The 19,674-nt window shown below is 68.0% G+C and carries 20 protein-coding genes; 18 read left to right on the top strand and 2 right to left on the bottom strand.

Features of this window, described 5'->3' with window-relative positions; genetic code table 11:
- Positions 1-11: 11 nt before the first annotated feature.
- Genes ACN0V4_RS14170 through ACN0V4_RS14135 form a run of 8 tightly spaced genes read left to right on the top strand, consistent with a single transcriptional unit; the run spans position 12 to position 8,045 of the window.
- Positions 12-944 (top strand): VOC family protein, encoded by a 933-nt coding sequence (locus tag ACN0V4_RS14170; protein WP_417677189.1) that lies wholly within the window; start codon positions 12-14, stop codon positions 942-944.
- Positions 941-1,729: an SDR family oxidoreductase gene (locus ACN0V4_RS14165; RefSeq protein WP_417677187.1), complete on the top strand. Its 789-nt coding sequence runs from the start codon at positions 941-943 to the stop codon at positions 1,727-1,729. Before ACN0V4_RS14170 ends, ACN0V4_RS14165 begins: the two co-directional genes overlap by 4 nt.
- 22 nt (positions 1,730-1,751) lie before the next feature.
- Positions 1,752-3,425 carry a thiamine pyrophosphate-binding protein gene (locus ACN0V4_RS14160; protein ID WP_417677185.1) on the top strand — a complete coding sequence of 558 codons (1,674 nt, stop codon included), beginning with the start codon at positions 1,752-1,754 and terminating at the stop codon, positions 3,423-3,425.
- A gap of 6 nt (positions 3,426-3,431) precedes the next feature.
- The gene (locus tag ACN0V4_RS14155) at positions 3,432-4,244 is read left to right on the top strand and encodes an aspartate dehydrogenase (protein WP_417677183.1); all 813 of its coding nucleotides are present in this window, start codon (positions 3,432-3,434) and stop codon (positions 4,242-4,244) included.
- Positions 4,244-5,749 (top strand): aldehyde dehydrogenase, encoded by a 1,506-nt coding sequence (locus ACN0V4_RS14150; protein ID WP_417677181.1) that lies wholly within the window; start codon positions 4,244-4,246, stop codon positions 5,747-5,749. The genes ACN0V4_RS14155 and ACN0V4_RS14150 overlap by 1 nt, the downstream gene beginning before the upstream one ends.
- Positions 5,746-6,975: an FAD-dependent oxidoreductase gene (locus tag ACN0V4_RS14145; protein ID WP_417677179.1), complete on the top strand. Its 1,230-nt coding sequence runs from the start codon at positions 5,746-5,748 to the stop codon at positions 6,973-6,975. The genes ACN0V4_RS14150 and ACN0V4_RS14145 overlap by 4 nt, the downstream gene beginning before the upstream one ends.
- 3 nt (positions 6,976-6,978) lie before the next feature.
- Entirely contained in the window at positions 6,979-7,446 is a 468-nt protein-coding gene (locus ACN0V4_RS14140; protein WP_417677177.1) for a flavodoxin domain-containing protein, read from the top strand.
- Positions 7,446-8,045: a pentapeptide repeat-containing protein gene (locus ACN0V4_RS14135; RefSeq protein WP_417677175.1), complete on the top strand. Its 600-nt coding sequence runs from the start codon at positions 7,446-7,448 to the stop codon at positions 8,043-8,045. The genes ACN0V4_RS14140 and ACN0V4_RS14135 overlap by 1 nt, the downstream gene beginning before the upstream one ends.
- A 29-nt stretch (positions 8,046-8,074) precedes the next feature.
- Here ACN0V4_RS14135 and ACN0V4_RS14130 read toward each other — a convergent pair whose 3' ends face one another.
- The gene (locus ACN0V4_RS14130) at positions 8,075-8,527 is read right to left on the bottom strand and encodes a nucleoside deaminase (protein ID WP_417677173.1); all 453 of its coding nucleotides are present in this window, start codon (positions 8,525-8,527) and stop codon (positions 8,075-8,077) included.
- Between the two features lie 63 nt (positions 8,528-8,590).
- Between ACN0V4_RS14130 and ACN0V4_RS14125 the strand changes: the two genes are divergently transcribed.
- From ACN0V4_RS14125 to ACN0V4_RS14100, 6 genes are all read left to right on the top strand, one after another.
- Positions 8,591-10,147 carry a pseudouridine synthase gene (locus tag ACN0V4_RS14125; RefSeq protein ID WP_417677171.1) on the top strand — a complete coding sequence of 519 codons (1,557 nt, stop codon included), beginning with the start codon at positions 8,591-8,593 and terminating at the stop codon, positions 10,145-10,147.
- Positions 10,148-10,337: 190 nt separating this feature from the next.
- On the top strand, positions 10,338-11,249 hold the full coding sequence (locus ACN0V4_RS14120) for a 5-bromo-4-chloroindolyl phosphate hydrolysis family protein (protein ID WP_417677169.1): 912 nt from the start codon (positions 10,338-10,340) through the stop codon (positions 11,247-11,249).
- Between the two features lie 32 nt (positions 11,250-11,281).
- The gene (locus ACN0V4_RS14115) at positions 11,282-12,472 is read left to right on the top strand and encodes a toxic anion resistance protein (RefSeq protein ID WP_417677167.1); all 1,191 of its coding nucleotides are present in this window, start codon (positions 11,282-11,284) and stop codon (positions 12,470-12,472) included.
- Between the two features lie 66 nt (positions 12,473-12,538).
- Positions 12,539-13,450: a DUF2927 domain-containing protein gene (locus tag ACN0V4_RS14110; RefSeq protein ID WP_417677165.1), complete on the top strand. Its 912-nt coding sequence runs from the start codon at positions 12,539-12,541 to the stop codon at positions 13,448-13,450.
- A gap of 39 nt (positions 13,451-13,489) precedes the next feature.
- Entirely contained in the window at positions 13,490-14,626 is a 1,137-nt protein-coding gene (locus tag ACN0V4_RS14105) for an SPFH domain-containing protein (RefSeq protein ID WP_417677163.1), read from the top strand.
- Between the two features lie 43 nt (positions 14,627-14,669).
- Positions 14,670-15,848 carry a TFIIB-type zinc finger domain-containing protein gene (locus ACN0V4_RS14100; RefSeq protein WP_417677161.1) on the top strand — a complete coding sequence of 393 codons (1,179 nt, stop codon included), beginning with the start codon at positions 14,670-14,672 and terminating at the stop codon, positions 15,846-15,848.
- A gap of 51 nt (positions 15,849-15,899) precedes the next feature.
- On the opposite strand, the gene ACN0V4_RS14095 is transcribed toward ACN0V4_RS14100, so the two are convergent.
- Entirely contained in the window at positions 15,900-16,337 is a 438-nt protein-coding gene (locus ACN0V4_RS14095; protein ID WP_417677159.1) for an Hsp20/alpha crystallin family protein, read from the bottom strand.
- Between the two features lie 201 nt (positions 16,338-16,538).
- Here ACN0V4_RS14095 and ACN0V4_RS14090 point away from each other — a divergent pair, with 201 nt between their 5' ends.
- From ACN0V4_RS14090 to ACN0V4_RS14075, 4 genes are read left to right on the top strand one after another with little or no spacing between them, the layout of a single operon-like run.
- Positions 16,539-17,207, top strand: coding sequence for a nitroreductase (locus tag ACN0V4_RS14090; protein WP_417677157.1), 669 nt, complete (start codon positions 16,539-16,541; stop codon positions 17,205-17,207).
- Positions 17,204-18,133, top strand: a complete 930-nt coding sequence (locus ACN0V4_RS14085; RefSeq protein ID WP_417677155.1) for a carbohydrate kinase family protein — start codon at positions 17,204-17,206, stop codon at positions 18,131-18,133. Before ACN0V4_RS14090 ends, ACN0V4_RS14085 begins: the two co-directional genes overlap by 4 nt.
- Positions 18,121-18,558: a D-aminoacyl-tRNA deacylase gene (dtd, locus tag ACN0V4_RS14080; RefSeq protein ID WP_417677153.1), complete on the top strand. Its 438-nt coding sequence runs from the start codon at positions 18,121-18,123 to the stop codon at positions 18,556-18,558. The genes ACN0V4_RS14085 and dtd overlap by 13 nt, the downstream gene beginning before the upstream one ends.
- The gene (locus ACN0V4_RS14075) at positions 18,559-19,662 is read left to right on the top strand and encodes a glycerate kinase type-2 family protein (RefSeq protein WP_417677151.1); all 1,104 of its coding nucleotides are present in this window, start codon (positions 18,559-18,561) and stop codon (positions 19,660-19,662) included. It abuts the gene before it with no gap.
- Positions 19,663-19,674 lie beyond the last annotated feature (12 nt).

Below are 19,674 nucleotides of genomic sequence, written 5' to 3'. Positions count from 1 at the left end.
AGGATATGACCATGACCGAGACGATACGAGCGGGCGGCCTGCGCGGCATCATGATGCGCGGCCCGAACCTGACTTCGACCCTCCCCTTCTACGAGGACATGTGGGGGCTGAAGCTGGCCCACAAGGACGACGGCTGCGCCTATCTGCGCGGCACCAGCGCCGAGCCCTTTCTCTATGGGCTGAAGGACGATCCCACCTATGGGATCGAATACATCCACTTCTCGATGCCCGACCGCGCCACGATGGACGCGCTTTACGATCAGGTCATCGCCAAGGGCGCGCCGGTCAGCGGCAAGCCGGCCGAGTTCGACGACTGGATGGGCGGTTATGGCTTCGAGGTGCTCGACCCCGACAACCGCCGCCTGCGGTTCCGCACCGATGCGCTGAGCGTCGAGGCCGAACCGGAATGGGCCAAGCCGCGCAAGGTCAGCCATGTGGTGCTGAACACGCCCGACATGGAAGGTCTGGAACAGTGGTATTCCGAGGTGCTGGGCTTCCGCGTCTCGGATTACTCGGCCGATCAGATGGTGTTCCTGCGCTGCTCCACCGATCACCACGCCATCGCGCTGGTCCGCGCCTTCTATCCCAGCGTCAACCACGTGGCGTTCGAGCTGCCCTCGCTCAACGAATACATGCGCTCGATCGGCCGGATGCGGCAGAAGGGCCATGTGCCCACCTGGGGGCCGGGCCGTCACGGGCCGGGCGACAACCCGTTTGCCTATTTCGTCTCGCCCTCGGGCTTCGTGATCGAATTCACCTCCGAGGTGCAGCAGATCGACGAGGTCACCCACGAGGCGCAGGTCTGGCCGCGCGACGTGCCCGAGAAGATGGACCAATGGATGACCGCCGGCCCGCCCACCCCGGCGCAACGCGCGGTGATGCAGGGCCGCCCCGATCCGGGCTTTCCCGAGATGCGCAAGACCCAGACGGAGGCTGCGGAATGAACTTCGGCTATGACAACTCCGTCGCAGTGGTCACCGGCGGCTCGTCCGGCATCGGGCTGGCGACGGTGCGGGTGCTGCTGGAATCCGGCGCCCGCGTCGCGCTCTGCGCCCGCAACGAATCCCGGCTCGAGGACGTGGCCGAGGTGCTGCGCCGCGACTTCGGTGCCAACCGGGTGCTGGCGCGGGCGTTCTCCGTGCTCGAAGAAGATGCGGTCAACGCCTTCGCCAATGAGGTGCAGGACACCTTAGGGCGCTGCGACCTCCTGGTGAACAACGCCGGCCAGGGCCGTCAGTCGACCTTCGAGAATACCTCGAACCAGGACTGGCGCGATGAGTACGAGCTGAAGATCTTCAGCCAGGTGCTGCCGATCCGCGCCTTCCTGCCGATGCTGCGGGAGGCCAAGGGCGCCATCGTCGCCGTGAACTCGCTGCTGGCCTATCAGCCGGAAAGCCATATGGTCTGCACCTCCTCGGCCCGGGCCGGGGTGCAGAACATGCTGAAATCCCTCAGCCTGGAACTGGCGCCCGACGTGCGCGTCAATTCGGTGCTGATGGGTCTGATCGGATCGGGGCAATGGACCCGCCGCTTTGCCGCCCGTGAGGATCAGAGCGTCAGCCGCGAGCAATGGTATCGCGACCTGGCCGAACGCAAGGGCATTCCGATGAAGCGTCTGGGAGACGCTGAAGAGGCCGCCAATGCCATCGCCTTCCTCGGGTCGCGCGCGGCCAGCTATATCACCGGTGCCCAGCTCGACGTGTCGGGCGGCTTGAACCGGCACATCTAAGGGACACAGAAGAGACGTGAGCATGAAACACGAAAATATCCAGCAGGCCGCCACCGTTGGCGATTTCATCGCTCAGGCCCTGGCCGATGTCGGCGTGACGACGATCTTCGGCGTCATCTCGATCCATAACATGCCGATCCTCGACGCCGTGGCGCGTCAGGGCCGGATCCGCTTCGTCCCCGCCCGGGGCGAGGCCGGGGCCATGAACATGGCTGACGCCTTCGCCCGCGCCTCGGGCGGGCTGGGGGTCTGCCTGACCTCGACCGGCACTGCCGCCGGCAATGCCGCCGGCGCCCAGGCCGAGGCGCTGACCGCCGGCAGCCGGGTGCTGCATCTGACCAGCCAGGTCGACGCCAACTATGCCGACCGCGATCGCGCGCCGATCCACGACGTGCCGAAACAGGCCGAAATGCTGCGCGGCGTGTCGAAATCCGTCTTCCGCATCTGGGACGCCAATGGCGCCCTCGGCACCCTGAGCGCAGCGATTTCCGCCGCCCTCTCCGCCCCTTCGGGTCCGGTCAGCCTTGAGGTGCCGGTCGACGTGCAGCGCAGCCCGGTGACCACCACAGCGCGCATCCACGCCCCGGTGATCCAGCGCCCGATCGCCCCCGACAGCGTGATCGACGAGATCGCCGCGCATCTGAAGGCCGCCAAACGCCCGCTGATCTGGCTGGGCGGCGGCGCCCGCAACGCGGTGGCCGAGGCGACCGAGCTGATGCGCCGTGGTGTCGGCGTCGTCAGCTCGACCAACGGGCGCGGCGTGATCTCGGAGGAAGAGGCCGGCACCCTTGGCGCCTTCAACATGGGGCCGGATGCCTCTGACCTCTATCAGACCTGCGATCTGATGCTGGTCGTGGGCTCCCGCCTGCGCGGCAACGAGACGCGCAACAACCAGATGCCGCTGCCCCGGCCGCTGTTGCAGATCGACGCCGACGCCGGCCAGGGCGGGCGCAACTATCCGGTCGATGTCTTCGCCCATGGCGACGCCGCCGACACGCTGCGCCGGCTGCTGGATCGCCTGCCCGAAAAGCTGGACACCGATCCGCAGCTGACCTTCGACATCGCCCGCGCTCGGGCCACCGCCGAGGGCCGGCTGCGCGATCAGCTTGGCGCCTATCGCGTCGTCGCCGACGCGATCAGTGCCAAGGTCGGCGAAGGCAAGCACGTCTGGGTCCGCGATGTGACCATCTCGAACTCCACCTTCGGCAACCGCTATGTCCGGCTGGCCGAGCCGACCCAGGGCGTTCACGCGCTTGGCGGCGGCATCGGTCAGGGCGTGGCGATGGGCGTGGGTGCGGCGCTGGCCTGCGAGGGCCGCAAGGCGATCACCCTGATCGGCGACGGCGGCACCATGCTGGGCCTGGCCGAGATGATCACCGCCGTCGAAGAACGCGCGCCGCTGGTCTATGTGCTGATGAACGATCAGGCCTATGGGGTGATCCAGAACATCCAGGACGCGCAATACGACAGCCGCCGGCATTATTCGCAACTGCATGTCCCGGACTTCAAGGCCTTCTGCGGCTCGATCAACATGCCGCATGTTCGGGTGGACGACGTGGCCGATTTCGAAGCCACGCTCGAAGCCGCCATCGCCGCCGAGGGCCCGCGTCTGATCGAGGTCGACATGTGCGCGATCGGCCCCTTCGCCCAGAGCTTCGCCGGCCCGCCCGCCGGTGCCGCCGGCAAGGCGGAGTGATCGGCCATGCATCTTGGTGTGATCGGATACGGCAATATCGCCCAAACCCTGCTTGAGCTGCTGAGCCGGCCAGGCGCCCCCGCCGTCACCCGCGTGACGCTGCTGGTGCGCCCCGGCAAGGCAGAGGCCACGGCAGAGGCGACCGGCGGGTTTGCCCTGCCCGTCGCGGCGGTCGAGACCAGCGAGGCGCTGATCGCCGGTGCCCCCGATCTGGTGGTGGAATGCGCCGGCCACGCCGGCGTCACCGCCCATGTGCCCGCCGTCCTGCGCGCCGGGATCGACACGGTGGTCGTGTCGATCGGGGCGATGTCGGACGATGCGCTGACGGCGGAGCTGAAGGCCGCCGCCAAATCCGGCGGCGCGCGGATCGTGCTGCCGGCCGGCGCGGTGGGCGGGATCGACCTTCTGTCCTCGCTCTCCGCCTCGGGGCCCGTCGAGGTCACCTATCGCGGCATCAAGCCGCCCAAGGCCTGGGCCGGCACCCCGGCGGAAGCGGTCGCGGATCTCGATACCCTCGATCACGCGCTGGTCTTCTTCGAGGGCACCGCGCGCGAGGCCGCCTCGCAATTCCCGAAGAACGCCAATGTCGCGGCAACGCTGGCCCTGGCCGGCGCCGGCCTCGACGCCACCCGGGTCGAGCTGATCGCCGATCCGGCGGCAGCGGGCAATATCCATGCCTATGAGGTTCGCTCGAGCGTGGCGAACTACAGCATGAAAATCGAAAACCTGCCCTCCAAGGGCAACGCGAAGACCAGCGTGTCGACGATCTATTCCGTCCTGCGGGAGATCCGGAACCGGCTGGCAGTGGTGGCAATCTGATGGATACGACTTTCGACGGGATGCCGGACGGGCGGCTTTATCTGGCCGGCGAATGGCGCGAAGGCACCGGGGCCGAGATCACCTCGGTCTTCCCGGCCGACGGCAGCGTCAACCGGGTGCTCAAGGGCGCATCGCGCGCCGATGGGGAAGAGGCGATCGCCAAGGCCAAGGCGGCGCAGGCCGATCCCGCCTGGCAGGGACTGAAGCCGCATGAGCGCGCGCGTTACCTCTATGCCATCGCCGACGGGATCGAGGCGAATATCGACCGCATCTCGCAAATCCAGACCCGCGACACCGGCAAGACCCTGCGGGAGACCGCGGCGCTCGCCGCCTCCGCCGCCGGCACCTTCCGCTATTTCGGCGCGGTGGTGGAGACGATGGACGAGGATCTGACCGTGCAGCGCGGCACCGCGCTGACCATGTCGGTGCATGAACCGCTGGGCATCGTCGCCGCGATCACGCCGTGGAACTCTCCGATCGCGTCGGATGCGCAAAAGGTGGCCCCGGCGCTCGCCGCCGGCAATGCGGTGATCCTGAAACCCGCCTCCTGGTCGCCGCTGACGGCGCTGGAACTGGCCCGCATCGTCGATGAGGCCGGCCTGCCCAAGGGCCTGTTCTCGGTGCTGCCGGGCTCGGGCCGCGAAATCGGCAACCTGCTGGTGGAACACCCCGATATCGCTCGCGTCAGCTTTACCGGCGGCACCACGACGGGGCGGGCGCTGGCACGCCAGGCCGCCGACAAGCTGATGCCGGTCAGCCTGGAGCTGGGCGGCAAATCCCCCACCATCGTCTTCGAGGACGCGGATCAGGATCAGGCGCTGGCCGGCATCCTGTTCGGCATCTTCTCCTCCTCGGGGCAAAGCTGCATCGCCGGCTCGCGGCTCTTCGTGCAGAAAAGCATCTATGACAGCTTCGTGCCGCGCCTGGTCGAGGCGACCAAGCGGCTGAAGGTCGGCCATCCGTTCGACGCCGACACCCAGGTCGCGCCGCTGATCCACATGGACCACCGCGCGGAAGTGGCCGATCACGTCGCCCGCGCGATTGCCGAGGGGGCCGAACTGCTTTGCGGCGGCGCCATCCCCGAGGGCGATCTCTATGCCAAGGGCAGCTATTACCTGCCGACCATCCTGGCCGGCGTGAAGAACACCGATCGCATCTGCCGCGAAGAGGTCTTCGGCCCGGTGCTGGTGGTGATGCCCTTCGAAGACGAGGCCGAGGTGATCGCCCTGTCGAATGACAACGACTATGGGCTGGCCTGCGGCATCTGGACCCGCGATTTCCCGAAAGCCTGGCGGATCGGCCGCGCCATCCGCTCCGGCACCATCTGGCACAACACCTACAAGCAGTTCTCGATCTCCACCCCCTTCGGCGGGGAAGACGACAGCGGCGTGGGCCGGGAAAAGGGCCGTCAGGGGCTGCGCGCCTATATGGCGCAGAAGAGCTTTTACACCGATCTCACCGGCCAGATGCACCCCTGGGCCGCAGCGACCGTGGAGGGGTTATGAGCACAGGCAAGATCGCCATCGTCGGCGCCGGGCCTTCGGGCTGCTTTCTGGCGCAATCGCTGCTCAAGGCGGCGCCCGATCTGCAGGTCGATCTGATCGACCGGCTGCCGGTGCCCTATGGTCTGGTCCGCTATGGCGTGGCCGCCGACCATCAGGGCACCAAGGCCGTGGCCCGGCAATTCGCCCGCGTCTTCGGCCGGCAGGGGGCGGAGTTTCATGGCAACGTCACGCTGGGCGCGGATGTGACGCTCGAGGCGCTGCAAGGCGCCTATGACGCGGTGGTCCTTGCCGCCGGTCTCAGCAACGACCGGCCGCTCGGCGTGCCGGGGGCGGAACTGCCGGGCGTCTGGGGCGCCGGGCTGATCACCCGCGCGCTTTACGAGCACCCCGACGCCGGCACCCTGCCCGATCTGGGCCCGCGCCCGCTGATCGTCGGCAACGGCAATGTGGCGATCGACCTGCTGCGGCTGCTGGCGAAACAGCCCGACGAGCTGGAGGGATCCGACCTCGGCCCCGTCGCCACCGACTGGCTGAGCCAGAGCGGCATTGAGGAGATCACCATCACCGGCCGCTCGCCCGCCGCGCAGGCGAAATTCGACACGGTGATGATCAAGGAACTCTCCAAGCTCTCCGGCGTCACCATCCATGTCGAGGGCGCGGGGTCCAGCGAGGACGCTGCCGAGGCCAAGAAGATCGAGGCGGTGCTGGCGCTCCACGGTCATGCCACCGGTCCGCGCCGCGTCACCTTCCGCTTCGGCCTGGCGCCGCTGGCGGTCGAGGGCGACGACCATGTCACCGCCATGCGGTTCCAGACCGCAGCGGGAGAGGAAACCCTGCCCTGCAGCTCGGTCCTGACCGCCATCGGCTTTTGCGCCGACGGGCAATTGCCGCGCGACGCGCTGCTGTCGGAGGCGCAGGATGTCGAGGCCGGCGTACTGGCCCCGGGGCTTTACGCCACCGGCTGGTTCCGCCGAGGCCCGCGCGGCACCATCCCGGAAAACCGCGCCGATGCCCAGGCTCTGGCGGGCCGCATTCTGGCCGATCTCAGCCCCGATCCGGCGAAACCTGGCCGGGCCATCCTGGCCGATCTCGACGCCCGGGTGGACTATGCCGGCTGGACCCGTATTGATGCCCATGAAACCGCCACGGCGCCCGAAGGCCGCGTCCGTGCCAAGATCGCGCGCCGCGAGGAGATGCTGCGCCGCGCCCGCGAAGAGGAAAGCTGACCCATGAAGATCACCATTCTTTACGGCACCGAAACCGGCAACGCCGAGATGCTGGCCGAGGATATCCAGTCGGAGCTGGACAACGACCATGAGGTCGAATGTCTGAACCTGTCGGATATGGGCGCGGGCGATTTCGATCCGTCGCGGTTCTATCTGGTGGTCTGCTCGACCTATGGCGACGGCGAACTGCCGGCCTCGGCCAAGCCCTTTGCCGAGGCGGTGGCGGCGGAAAAGCCCGATCTCTCCGCCATCAAGTTCGCCATCTTCGGTCTTGGCGACAGCGAATATGAAGAGACCTTCAACTTCGGTCCGAAACATCTGGCCGAGCTGCTGCAAGCCCAAGGCGCCACCCAGATCGGCGAGCGGGTCGCGCATGACGCCTCCGGCCCCGACATGGCCGAAGATCTCGCCTTCCCCTGGGCGGAAGCCGTGATCGCCGAGGCCGCCGAGGCGATGGGCGAGGCTGCCTGATGACACCGGATGACATCCGCGCCCGGCTGATCGTTCCCTGGAAACACGGCGAATTCGTCGATCTTCGGGGCATCACCTGCGACGGGCCGCTCGATCTCAGGGACTGCCTGCTCACCGGCGTGGATTTCACCGGCGCGCATTTCGCCGGCGGCATCGACGCCCGCGGCGCCCGGTTCGACGGGATCAGCTGGTTCCGCGATGTCACCTTCGACGGCCCGGCCCGGTTCGACCATGCGAGCTTCATGAACGATGGCCGGTTCGAGGGCAGCCGCTTCAACGGGGCCGCCAGCTTCACCGGTGCGGAATTCCGCGGCATCGGCCGGTTCGATGCCACCCGCTTCGAGGATGGCGCCGATTTCTCCGGCATGGTGAGCTATGGCAACGTCTCGTTGCAGGGGATCGAGGCGCGTGGCACCGTCAGCTTTCACGGCAGCGAATGGCTGGGCGGGCTCTGGTGCCAGGATGCCCACCTGCCCGAGGGCACCGATCTGAGCGAGACCCAGGTGCATGGCCGGCTCTGGCTGCGCGACGCCCGACGCGGCAACGCCGCGCTCGAGACGCAGGATTTCGGCATGTCCTTCGGCTATACCTACCTGTAAACGACGGCCGCCTACGGGCGGCCTGTCGCCTAGCCGCGCCGCCCTGCGAAGAAATCCTTCAGCAGCGCCTCGGCCTCGCGCGCGGCGATGCCGTCATAGACCTCGGGCTTGTGGTGCGCCTGCGGGTGCGAGAACACCCGCGCCCCATGCGCCACGCCGCCCGATTTCGGATCCCCTGCCCCGTAATAGACCCGCGCAATCCGCGCCGCCGAGATCGCAGCGGCGCACATGGCGCAGGGTTCCAGCGTGACATAGAGATCGCAGCCCAGCAGCCGTTCCGACCCCAGCGCGGCGCAGGCCTCGCGGATCGCCAGCATCTCGGCATGGGCGGTGGGGTCGTTCAGTTCCCGCGTGCGGTTGCCGGCGATGGCCACAACGCGGCCGTCGGGGCCGATGACGACGGCGCCCACCGGCACCTCGCCCCGCTCGCCCGCCGCCCTTGCCGCCGCAAGCGCCCGATCCATATGAGAGGTAAATCGCATTCCCCTTCCCTGCCCCGCATTCCCCGCTTTCGCAAGCCCACGCGATGAGCTAAGGCGCAAGACATGAGCAAAGCCCCCGAGACCCCCGCCCCCGAAGGCGATCGCATCGCCAAGATCCTGGCCCGCGCCGGCGTCGCCTCGCGCCGCGAGGCCGAGCGCCTGATCGAAGAAGGGCGGGTCAACGTCAACGGCAAGCCGATCGACAGCCCGGCGCTGAACGTCACGGCGAAGGACAGCATCACCGTCGACGGCAAGCCGCTGGCAGAACCGGAACCGGCCCGGCTCTGGCTTTATCACAAGCCTGCGGGGCTGGTGACCACGGCGCGCGACGAACAGGGGCGCGAGACCATCTTCGATACGCTCCCCGAGGAGCTGCCGCGGGTGATCAGCATCGGCCGGCTCGACCTCAATTCCGAAGGGCTGCTGCTCTTGACCAACGACGGCGGGCTCAAGCGACAGCTTGAACTGCCTTCGACCGGCTGGCTGCGCCGCTATCGGGTGCGGATCAACGGCCGCCCCGCCGACAAGGATTTCGACGTGCTGCGCAAGGGCGTGGTGATCGAAGGCGAGAAATTCCAGCCGATGATCGTCAGCATCGACCGCCAGCAGGGCGCCAACGCCTGGCTGACCGTCGGCCTGCGCGAGGGCCGCAACCGCGAGATTCGCCGCGCGATGGAGGCGGCAGGTTTCACCGTGAACCGGCTGATCCGGATTTCCTATGGCCCCTTCCAGCTTGGCAATCTGAAGCCGGGCGAGGTCGAGGAGGTCCGCCGCCGGGTGCTGCGCGACCAATTGGGCCTTGAGGCCGAGGCGGAGCCCGAGGCTCAGCCGAGCGGTGCGCCCCGACCGGCACGCGGCGGCAAGCCCGCCCCGAAAGCCGGTGCCAAGCCGCGAGACCACGCGGGCGAGCGGCGCGAGGGCAAGCCGGGCGAACGGCCGCGCGGGCGGTCTGGCGACACGCCCTATCGCAAACCCGAGAGCGGCGCCAAACGCCCGCCGCGCGACGAGCGGGACGAGAAGACCAACGAAGGCAGGCCGCCGCGCAAGTTCACCGCCAAGACCGGCGGCAAGCCTTGGGATGTCTCGGGAGACCGCCGCGACGACCGCAAGGATCGCAAGCCGGCCTCCACCGCGGGGAAACGGCCACCACGGGGCGCCGGGACCGAGACCGAGGAGCGATCGGGCCGCACGTTCGCGGCGCGACCTGGCGGCAAGCCGGCCACGAAATACGCGCCGAAATCGGGATCGAAACCTTGGGAGAAATCCGGCGACCCGCGCGACGAGCGCGGCGGTGACCGGACCGAGCGCAAGCCGGCGACGCCCGGCGCGAAACGACCGTCGCGAGGTGGCGGCGGCGCCGCCGGAGAAACCTCGGCGCGTAAGTTCACCCCCAAGCCGGCGGCGAAATTCGCTTCGAAATCGACGGCGAAACCCGGTCAGACGGAACGCCCGACGGGGGGCAAGTCGGCGAGCAAGTCGGGGGGCGGCAAGCCCGCAAAGCCGTCGCGGAAACCCGATGCGACCACCGCCCCGAGCGGCAGGCCGCCCCGGTCCAATCCCGCCGCGAACCCTGGCGCCAGCCTGCGCGGGCATCGTCCGGGGAAGCCCAAGCGCGGCTGATCCGCCGGCACTGACGTGCCGAGCTGTCGGTTCCCCCTAGAATGCGCGCCGCGCATGACCTACCTTGCAGAGGTCTTTCACATCTCTGGGACGACCGATGTCACGGACGGGACTACAGAAATTCGCCTATATCGCCCTGCTGGTCCTGCTCTTCGGGGTAACGACCGGCTGGCTCGGGGGGCTCTGAGCCATGGCGCAGCGCTTTGGCGGCAAATACAGCCCCACCCCCGGCGCCGCCGGTGAGCCCGTCACATCCGACCCCAAGGCCGCGCTGCCTCCGCCGGGCGCCTATGCCGGCGCCAAGGTCGATCCGGCCGGGGCCCGGGTCAACACCCTGTTCCTGCCCGCCGTGGTATTGGGGCTGATGTCGCTGACCAGCGGCGCCATCGGCATGGCCACCGGGCTGATCGGCGCGGGCCTGCTGGCCGGGGCCGCCTTCATGACCCGCGAGGGGCTGAGGGCCGAGGCCGCCTATGATGCCCGCAAGGTCGCCCGTCGCCCCGCCCTGCCGCGCAAGATGATCGCGAGCCTCCTGACCGGGCTCGGCGCCGGGATGGCGGTCTGGCAGCACGAGGGCGGCGTGATCGCCCCCGCGCTCTATGGCGTCGCCGCGCTGGTGCTGCACGGGCTCGCCTTTGGCATCGACCCCTTGCGCGACAAGGGAACCGAGGGCATCGACGGCTTCCAGCAGGATCGCGTCGCCCGCGCGGTGGAGGAGGCCGAGGCCTATCTTACCGCCATGACCAAGGCGATCGCCCGCACCGGCGACCGGCAGATGGAAACCCGGGTGGAGCGGTTCCAGAAGACCGCCCGCGACCTCTTCCGCACGGTCGAGGAAGACCCGCGCGACCTGACCGGCGCCCGCAAGTACATGAGCGTCTATCTGATGGGTGCGCGCGACGCGACGGTGAAGTTCGCCGATATCTACACCCGCGGTCACGATGCCCAGGCGCGCAGCGACTACACCGCGCTGCTTGACGATCTGGAGCAGAATTTCGCCGCCCGCACCAAGGCGATGTTACAGAATGATCGTAGCGACCTGACCATCGAAATCGACGTGCTGCGCGACCGGCTGCAGCGCGAAGGCGTCCGGCTTGACTGACCGGCAAACATCTTCAACGAGGAACCCGTTACATGTCCGACATCATCCAGAAACAGGCCCAGAGCACGCAGACCGAGGTCGAACAGATCACCGGCACCGTCTTGCCTGAGCCCGGCGGCGAAATCGTGCCCCTGCAGGAGGCCAGCCCCGCAGCCGGCGCCGAAATCCGCAAGCGGATGTCCGAGATCAACATGGGCGACACCAATTCCATCGTCTCCTTCGGGTCGGGCGCCCAGGCCGAGCTGCAGGAGATCAGCCAGGCGATGCTGGCCGGCGTGCGCAACAAGGACGTGGGCCCGGCCGGCGATTCCTTGCGCAATATCGTCACCACGATCCGCGGCTTTTCGGTCTCGGAACTCGACGTGCGGCGCGAACGGACCTTCTGGGAAAAGCTGATCGGCCGCGCCGCCCCCTTCGCCAAGTTCACCGCCCGCTATGAGGAGGTGCAGAGCCAGATCGACAAGATCACCGACGACCTGCTGAAGCACGAACATACGCTGCTGAAGGATATCAAGTCGCTCGACCTGCTCTATGGCAAGACGCTGGATTTCTATGACGAGCTGGCGCTCTACATCGCCGCCGGCGAGGAGAAGCTGGCCGAGCTCGACCGCGCCGACATCCCCGCCAAGGAGGCCGAGGTGCAGGCGGCGGCGGAGAACGATCAGGTGATGAAGGCGCAGGAGCTGCGCGACCTGCGCGCCGCCCGCGATGATCTGGAGCGGCGTGTCCACGACCTGAAGCTGACCCGCCAGGTGACCATGCAATCGCTGCCCTCGATCCGGCTGGTGCAGGAGAATGACAAGAGCCTGGTCACCAAGATCAACTCGACCATGGTGAACACCGTGCCGCTGTGGGAAACCCAACTGGCCCAGGCGGTGACCATCCAGCGGTCGGCCGAGGCCGCCTCGGCGGTGCGCGCGGCCAATGACCTGACCAACGAGCTGCTCACCGCCAACGCCAAGAACCTGCGCGAAAGCAACAAGGTGATCCGCCAGGAGATGGAGCGCGGCGTGTTCGACATCGACGCGGTGAAGAAGGCCAACGAGGATCTGATCGGCACCATCCAGGAGAGCCTGCAGATCGCCGACGAGGGCAAGGCCAAGCGCGCCGCCGCCGAGGAGGAGCTGAAGAAGATGGAGGCCGAGCTGCGCGACACGCTGGCCGCCGCCAAGGCCAAGAAGACCGGGCTGGGCGATACCGCCGGCACCGCGGTTCCGAACTGAGGAACCGCCATGCGGCCGAGGCGCATAGAGAGGCGGCGGGGCCCGCTGGCCGGTCTGGGACTGGCCATGGCCCTGCTGGCCGGCTGCGAGCAGGAGCTGCCGCGCAGCTCTCCGCCGCCACAGGCGCGGCCGGTGGCGCTGCAGCCGCAGGCCCCTCACCCGCCCTCGGACAAGAGCCAGGCGCTCGCCCGCTATTATCGCAAGGTGCAGAACGATCTGCTGACCCGTGGCCTGCTGCGCACCGACGGCGGCGGGCCGGACACCCCGTTCACCGCCGACGATCTGGTGCGCGATTTCATCAATATCGCCTTCTTTGACGAATATACCCGCGGCCCGCTCTCCGGCGGGGGCCATGGCGCCGGCGCGCTCAGCCGCTGGGAAGTGCCGGTCCGGGTCAACGTCGAATATGGCGCCAACGTCCAATATGGTCAGCGCACCCGGGACGCCAACAACATCACCGCCTATGTCAACCGGCTGGCGCGGGTCAGCGGCCATTCGGTCAGCATGGCGTCCAGCCCGGCAGCGGCGAACTTTCACGTCTTCGTCGCCGGCGAGGATGACAGCGTCTTCATGCAAACCCGGATCAAGCAGTTGATCCCCACCATCAGCACGCCCGAGCTGGACCTCTTCGCCGATCTGCCGCGCGGCTTCTATTGTCTGGTGATCGCCGTGGCGGCGCAGAACAATCCCAATACCTATGTCAACGCCGTCGCCCTGATCCGGACCGAGCACCCCGAGCTGGTGCGCCAGGCCTGTATTCACGAGGAGCTGGCGCAGGGCCTCGGCCTGCCCAACGACAGCCCCGAGGCGCGGCCGTCGATCTTCAACGACGACGACGAATTCGCCCTGCTGACGCGGCACGATGAACTTCTGCTGAAAATGCTCTACGATCCCAGGCTGAAACCCGGCATGACCCCGGACCAGGCCCGTCCGATCGCCCGGATCATCGCCCGCGAACTGATGGGGCAGGCACTGTGATCGCCGCCCCCGCCCGTTTTTGACGAAAGGACTGAACGAATGGGTATCTTCGATTTTCTCTCCGGCCAGTTCATCGACGTCATCCATTGGGTCGATGACACCCATGACACCATGGTCTGGCGGTTCGAGCGCTACGGGCATGAGATCAAATATGGCGCCAAGCTGACGGTGCGCGAGGGGCAGGCCGCGGTCTTTGTCCACGAGGGGCAGATCGCCGATGTCTTCACCCCCGGTCTCTATATGCTCGAGACCAACAACATGCCGATCCTGACGACGCTGCAGCATTGGGATCACGGGTTCAAATCGCCGTTCAAGTCCGAGATCTATTTCGTCAACACGACGCGGTTCAACGATCTGAAATGGGGCACCAAGAACCCGATCATGCTGCGCGATCCGGAGTTCGGCCCGACCCGCATCCGCGCCTTCGGCACCTATACGATCCGGGTGAAGGATGCGGCCCGCTTCCTGACCGAGATCGTCGGCACCGATGGTGAGTTCACCATGGACGAGATCAGCTTCCAGATCCGCAACATCATCGTGCAGGAGTTTTCCCGGGTGATCGCCGGATCGGGGATCCCGGTGCTGGACATGGCAGCGAACACTGCCGATCTGGGCAAGCTGATCGCCACCCAGGTTTCCCCCACGCTGGACAGCTACGGGCTGGAGATGCCCGAATTCTATATCGAGAACATCTCGCTCCCCCCCGCGGTCGAGGCGGCGCTCGACAAGCGGACTTCGATGGGGCTCGCCGGCGATCTGGGCCGGTTCACCCAATATTCGGCGGCAGAGGCGATGACCTCGGCGGCCACGAACCCGGCGGGTGGCGGCATGGCCGCCGGCCTTGGCGCCGGCATGGGGATGGCGATGGGCAGCCAGATGGCACAGCAGACCGGCCCCTGGGGCGCCGCCCCGGCCCAGCAGCAGCCGGCGCAGCATGCCGCCAGCCCGGTGCCGCCGCCGCCCCCGGTTGAACATGTCTGGCACCTGGCCGAGAACGGCCAGACCAGGGGGCCGTTCTCGCGTGCCGATCTGGGCCGGATGGCCAGCGCCGGAGAGCTGAAGCGCGACACCTATGTCTGGACCGCCGGACAGGACGGCTGGAAGCGCGCGGAAGAGGTGCAGGAACTGGCGCAGCTTTTCACCATCCTGCCGCCGCCGCCCCCGCCGGGCGCCTGAGCCCCGACCAGCCCCCTGCCCCTTTCGCAAGACAAGACCCGCCATGACCGCAACCCCGCCCCCACCGCCTCCGCCCGGGGTGCCCCCCGCGCCGCCGATCCCCCCGGCGGCGTCCGCCCCAACGCCCGAGGCCCAGCCCGGCGGCGAGCATCGCTTTCCCTGCGAACAATGCGGCGCGGATTACCGGTTCGACCCGGCTCAGGGCCGGCTGGTCTGCGACCATTGCGGCCATAGCCAGGCGATCGAAACCAGCCCCTGGGGCAAGGCCAAGCTGAAGGAGCTGGATTTCGAGGCCGCCCGCGCCCATCGGCTGCCGGCCTCGGACAGCGAGGAAACCCGCACCGTCACCTGCCCCAACTGCGGCTCGCAATTCGAATTCGACCCGGCGACCCATGCCGCCGAATGCCCGTTCTGCGCCACCCCGGTGGTGACCGATACCGGCGTCAGCCGACAGTTGAAGCCGCGCGGGGTGCTGCCCTTCGCCCTGGCCGAACGCGACGCCCACAAGGCGATGACCGACTGGCTGGGCCGGCTGTGGTTCGCGCCCAATGGGCTGAAGGATTATGCCCGCAAGGGGCGCAAGATGCAGGGCATCTATGTGCCCTATTGGACCTTCGACGCCGACACCCAGACCAGCTATCGCGGCGAGCGTGGCGATACCTATTACGAGACCCGCACCGTCATCCGCGACGGCAAGCAGGTGCAGGAACAGGTGCCGCGCATCCGCTGGACACCGCGATCGGGCCGGGTGGCGCGGTTCTTCAACGATATTCTGGTGCTGGCCTCGAAAAGCCTGCCGAAACGCTATACCGACGCCTTGGAGCCCTGGGATCTGGCCTCGCTCGAACCCTATCGGCCGGAATACCTGGCGGGCTTTCGGTCAGAGGCCTATACGATCGGGCTGGAGGAAGGCTATGATCAGGCCCGCGCCTATATGGCCCAGGTGATCGAACAGGACGTGCGGATCGACATCGGCGGCGATCAGCAGCGGATCCATGCGCTGAATACCCAGATCTCGGACGTGACCTTCAAGCATGTGCTGCTGCCGGTCTGGCTGGCGGCCTACAAGTACCGTGGCCAGACCTATCGCTTTGTCGTCAACGCGCGCACCGGCCGGGTGCAGGGGGAACGGCCCTGGTCGGCGATCAAGATCGCCATCGCGGTGATCCTCGGGCTGATCGTCGCGGGCGTCGTCGGCTATATCGCGTCGCAGAACCAATAGCCCCGCGAACAAAGGCGGCGGAGCCTGCCGCCGCCTTGCCGAGCGGCTGGCTCACTCCTTGGCGATGTCGATCTTGCGGGCGGCTTTCGCCTCGGCCCCGGCCTTTTTCGGCACGCTCACATGCAGCACGCCATCGACCATCTTGGCGCTGGCCTTGTCACCATCGGCGTCCTCCGGCAGGCGGAAGGACCGGCGGAAGGCGCCATACTGGCGTTCGCTGAAATACCAGGTGTCGCCCTTCTTCTCTTCCTGGGTCTTCTTCTCGCCCCGGATGGTGACGACGCCATCCGCCACCGTCAGTTCGATATCGTCGTCCGAGACCCCCGGCAGCTCCATGCTGATGTCATAGGCATCGCCGCTGCTCGATGCCTCGGTCGCCGGGCTCAGCCAGTCGGCGATCCTGGTCCCGAACATGCGGAATGGATCGTAGAGACTGGGCCAGAGCCCTCGGTGTTCGGATTTTTCGATCGTTTCGGACTTTTCAACCATGATCAATTTCCTCCTGCTAACACGCGGGAAACGCCCCTCGTCGCCTCGACTCATCGGGGCCCGATTTCCCGCAAAGATTGTATAGCAAAAATTTCGCTCTCCCCCAATCCGACTTCGCCCCCCCCTGTCGTCCGCCCCTTGCGCCCGCCTTGCGCCAAGGCCATTCTGCGCCGCATGACCACGGAAGACTTGGGGGCGAAAATGACCTTGGATGAGCTGGACGCGCTGATGAAAGCGCGGTTTTCCTGCCGCGCCTATCGCCCCGATCCGGTCCCGCGCCAGACGATCGAGGCGATCGTCGACACCGCCCGGCGGGCGCCCTCCTGGTGCAATGCCCAACCCTGGCAGCTCACCATCACCTCGGGGGCGGAAACCGCGGCGTTTCGCACCGCCTTGAGGCAACAGGCGATGTCCGGAGCGCATGACCCCGACCTGACGTTCCCGGCCAGCTATCCCGGGGTCTATGGCGACCGCCGCCGCACCTGCGGCTGGCAGCTTTACGATGCGGTCGGGGTGAAGAAGGGCGATCGCGAGGCCTCCGCCCGGCAGGCGATGCGCAATTTCGATCTGTTCGACGCGCCGCATTGCGCCATCGTCTCTTCTCCCGCCGAACTGGGCGCTTACGGGGCACTTGACTGCGGCGGCTTCGTCACCGCCTTTTGTCTGGCGGCAGAGGCCGCCGGCGTCGCCACCATCCCGCAGGCGGCGGTGGCCAGTTTCGCGCCCTTCCTGCACAGCTATTTCGGCATTCCCGAAGACCGGCTGATCCTCTGCGCCATCTCCTTCGGCCATGCTGACATGAGCGATCCCGCCAACAGCTTCCGCACCGATCGCGCCCCGGTCGGGGACATCGTGGAGTGGCGCGGATGACCGGCCCGGCGATCCTCTGCTGCGGCGAAGCCGTGCTTGATCTGGTGCCCGCCACGCTGGCGGACGGCGCTCAGGGCTTGCGTCCGGTCCCCGGCGGCGCCGCGCTTAACACCGCCGTGGCGCTGGCCCGTCAGGGGGTGAGCGCCGGCTTTGTCGGCGCGCTTTCCACCGACCCGGCGGGTGAACGGCTGGCGCAGGCGATGGCGGCGGCGCGGGTGGATCTGTCCCATGCCAGCCGGTTCGATCGCCCCTGCCCGCTGGCCCTGGCGCAGTCCGTTGGCACCGGCACCCGGTTCGACCTTTACGACATCGGCACCGCCGGCGCGCTCTATGCCCCCGCCGATCTGCCCGACCGGCTGCCGAAATCCACTCTGGCGCTGGTCTTCGGCGGCATCAGCCTGATCGCCCCGCCGGCAGCGGAAGCCTTTGAAGACCTCGCCCGGCGCGAAGCGGCCGATCGGCTGATCTGGCTCGACCTCAATATCCGGCCCCTGCTGGTGCGCGACACGGCAGACTATCGGGCGCGGCTGAAACGCATGGTCGCGCTGGCCGATGTGGTCAAGGTCTCCGACGAGGATCTGGACTGGCTGGGTCCCGATGCGCTGGAAGAGCTGCGCGAGGTGGCGCCGCTGCTGCTGCACACCCGGGGCGCCGCCGGCGCCATCTGCTGGCGCGGGCTCGAGGTCTTCGTGATGCCGGCCCCGAAGGTGGCCGAGGTCGTCGATACCGTCGGCGCCGGCGATATCTTCGCCGCCGGCACGCTGGCGCATCTGGCCCGGTCCGGTCATCTGGCCAAGCCGCTCGCCCCGCCGGAAGAGGCGCTGCGCCATGCCGTGGCCCATGGGCTGACGGCGGCCAGCCTCAGCGTCCAACGCCCCGGAGCCGATGCCCCCACCTGGAAGGAGACAGTCGAATGCGCGCATTGATCCAGCGGGTCTCCGAAGCCCGGGTCAAGGTCGATGGCGAGACCATCGGAGAGATCGGCGTGGGCCTCTTGGTACTGATCTGCGCCATGCAGGGCGATACCGAGGCCAATGCCGACAAGCTGGCCGCCAAGATCGCCAAGCTGCGGATCTTCAAGGACGAGGCGGAGAAGATGAACCGCTCGCTCCTCGACGTGAAGGGCGCCGCGCTGGTGGTCAGCCAGTTCACCCTGGCCGCCGATACCCGCAGCGGCAACCGGCCCGGGTTCTCCACCGCCGCCCCGCCGGCGGAGGGAGAGCGGCTTTATCAGTACTTCGCGGGCCAGCTCGCCGCCCAGGGGGTGCCGGTCGAACGTGGCCGCTTCGGAGCCGACATGAAGGTCGGGCTGATCAACGACGGGCCGATCACCATCTGGATGGAGGTCTGAATGGACCCCAAGGCGCAGGTGCTGGCGATCTGGCGCGCCGGGGTGGCCGCCGTGGATGGTCATGCCGCGACGCAAAGGGCGCTGACCGGGGCCGAGGCACCCGATCGCATTCTTGCCGTCGGCAAGGCGGCCGCCGCCATGGCCCGCGCGGCGATGGAGCGGTTCCCCGGCGTGCCCGCGCTGGTCGTCACCAAGGACGGCCATGGCGCCGATCTGCCGACCGAGGCCGAATTGATCGAGGCCGCCCATCCTGTCCCCGATGCCCGCAGCCTGCGCGCCGGCCGCGCCCTGCGCGAAGCGGTGGAGGCGATGGCCGAGGGCTCCTCGCTTCTCCTGCTGGTCTCGGGCGGCGCCTCCTCGCTTGCCGAGGATCTGGTCGAGGGCCAGACGCTCGACGATCTCGCGGCGCTGAACCGGCGGCTGTTGGCGGCCGGGCTCGACATCACGGCGATGAATGCCGAACGGCGGCAACTGTCGCGGATCAAGGGTGGCGGGCTTTTGTCCAGCTTCCGGGGCGCGCGGGCGCGGGTGCTTGCGATCTCGGACGTGCCGGGCGACGATATCGCGGTGATCGGCTCGGGCATCGGCGCGGCCCCCCCGGCCCGTAGTTTCAATTACGACGCCGAAATCATCGCCTCCAACGCCATCGCCCGGGCGGCGGCGGCGGACCAGGCGCGGGCGCTGGGGTTGACGGTGCTGGCTGAGGAAGAGGCGCTGCATGACGATCTTGAGGCGCTGGCCCGGCGCTGGGGCCCCCGGCTGCGAGCGATGGCGCCCGGCGTGATCGTGCTGGGCGGAGAGCCCACCGTTCACCTGCCAGCCCACCCCGGACGCGGAGGCCGCAATCAGGCGCTCGCCCTGGCACTGGCGCGCGAGATCGCCGGTTGCACGGGGGTCACCCTGCTGGTCGGCGGCACCGATGGCACCGACGGGCCGACCGATGCCGCCGGCGGCATCGTCGACGGCACCACCTGGGGCTTGGGTGCGGAGGCTGCCTTGAAGGCGGCGAACAGCGGAACTTACCTGAGCAAAAACAACAACTTGCTGATCACCGGCCCGACCGGAACCAACGTCATGGATCTGGCGGTCGCCCTGCGCGCTTGACATCCACAAGCC

Origin of the sequence: Pseudodonghicola sp. (assembly GCF_048268305.1) — a bacterium.
Classification (GTDB): Bacteria; Pseudomonadota; Alphaproteobacteria; order Rhodobacterales; family Rhodobacteraceae; genus Pseudodonghicola.
Note: the sequence above shows the minus strand (reverse complement) of the source record. Positions and strands in the feature narration are given on the sequence as shown.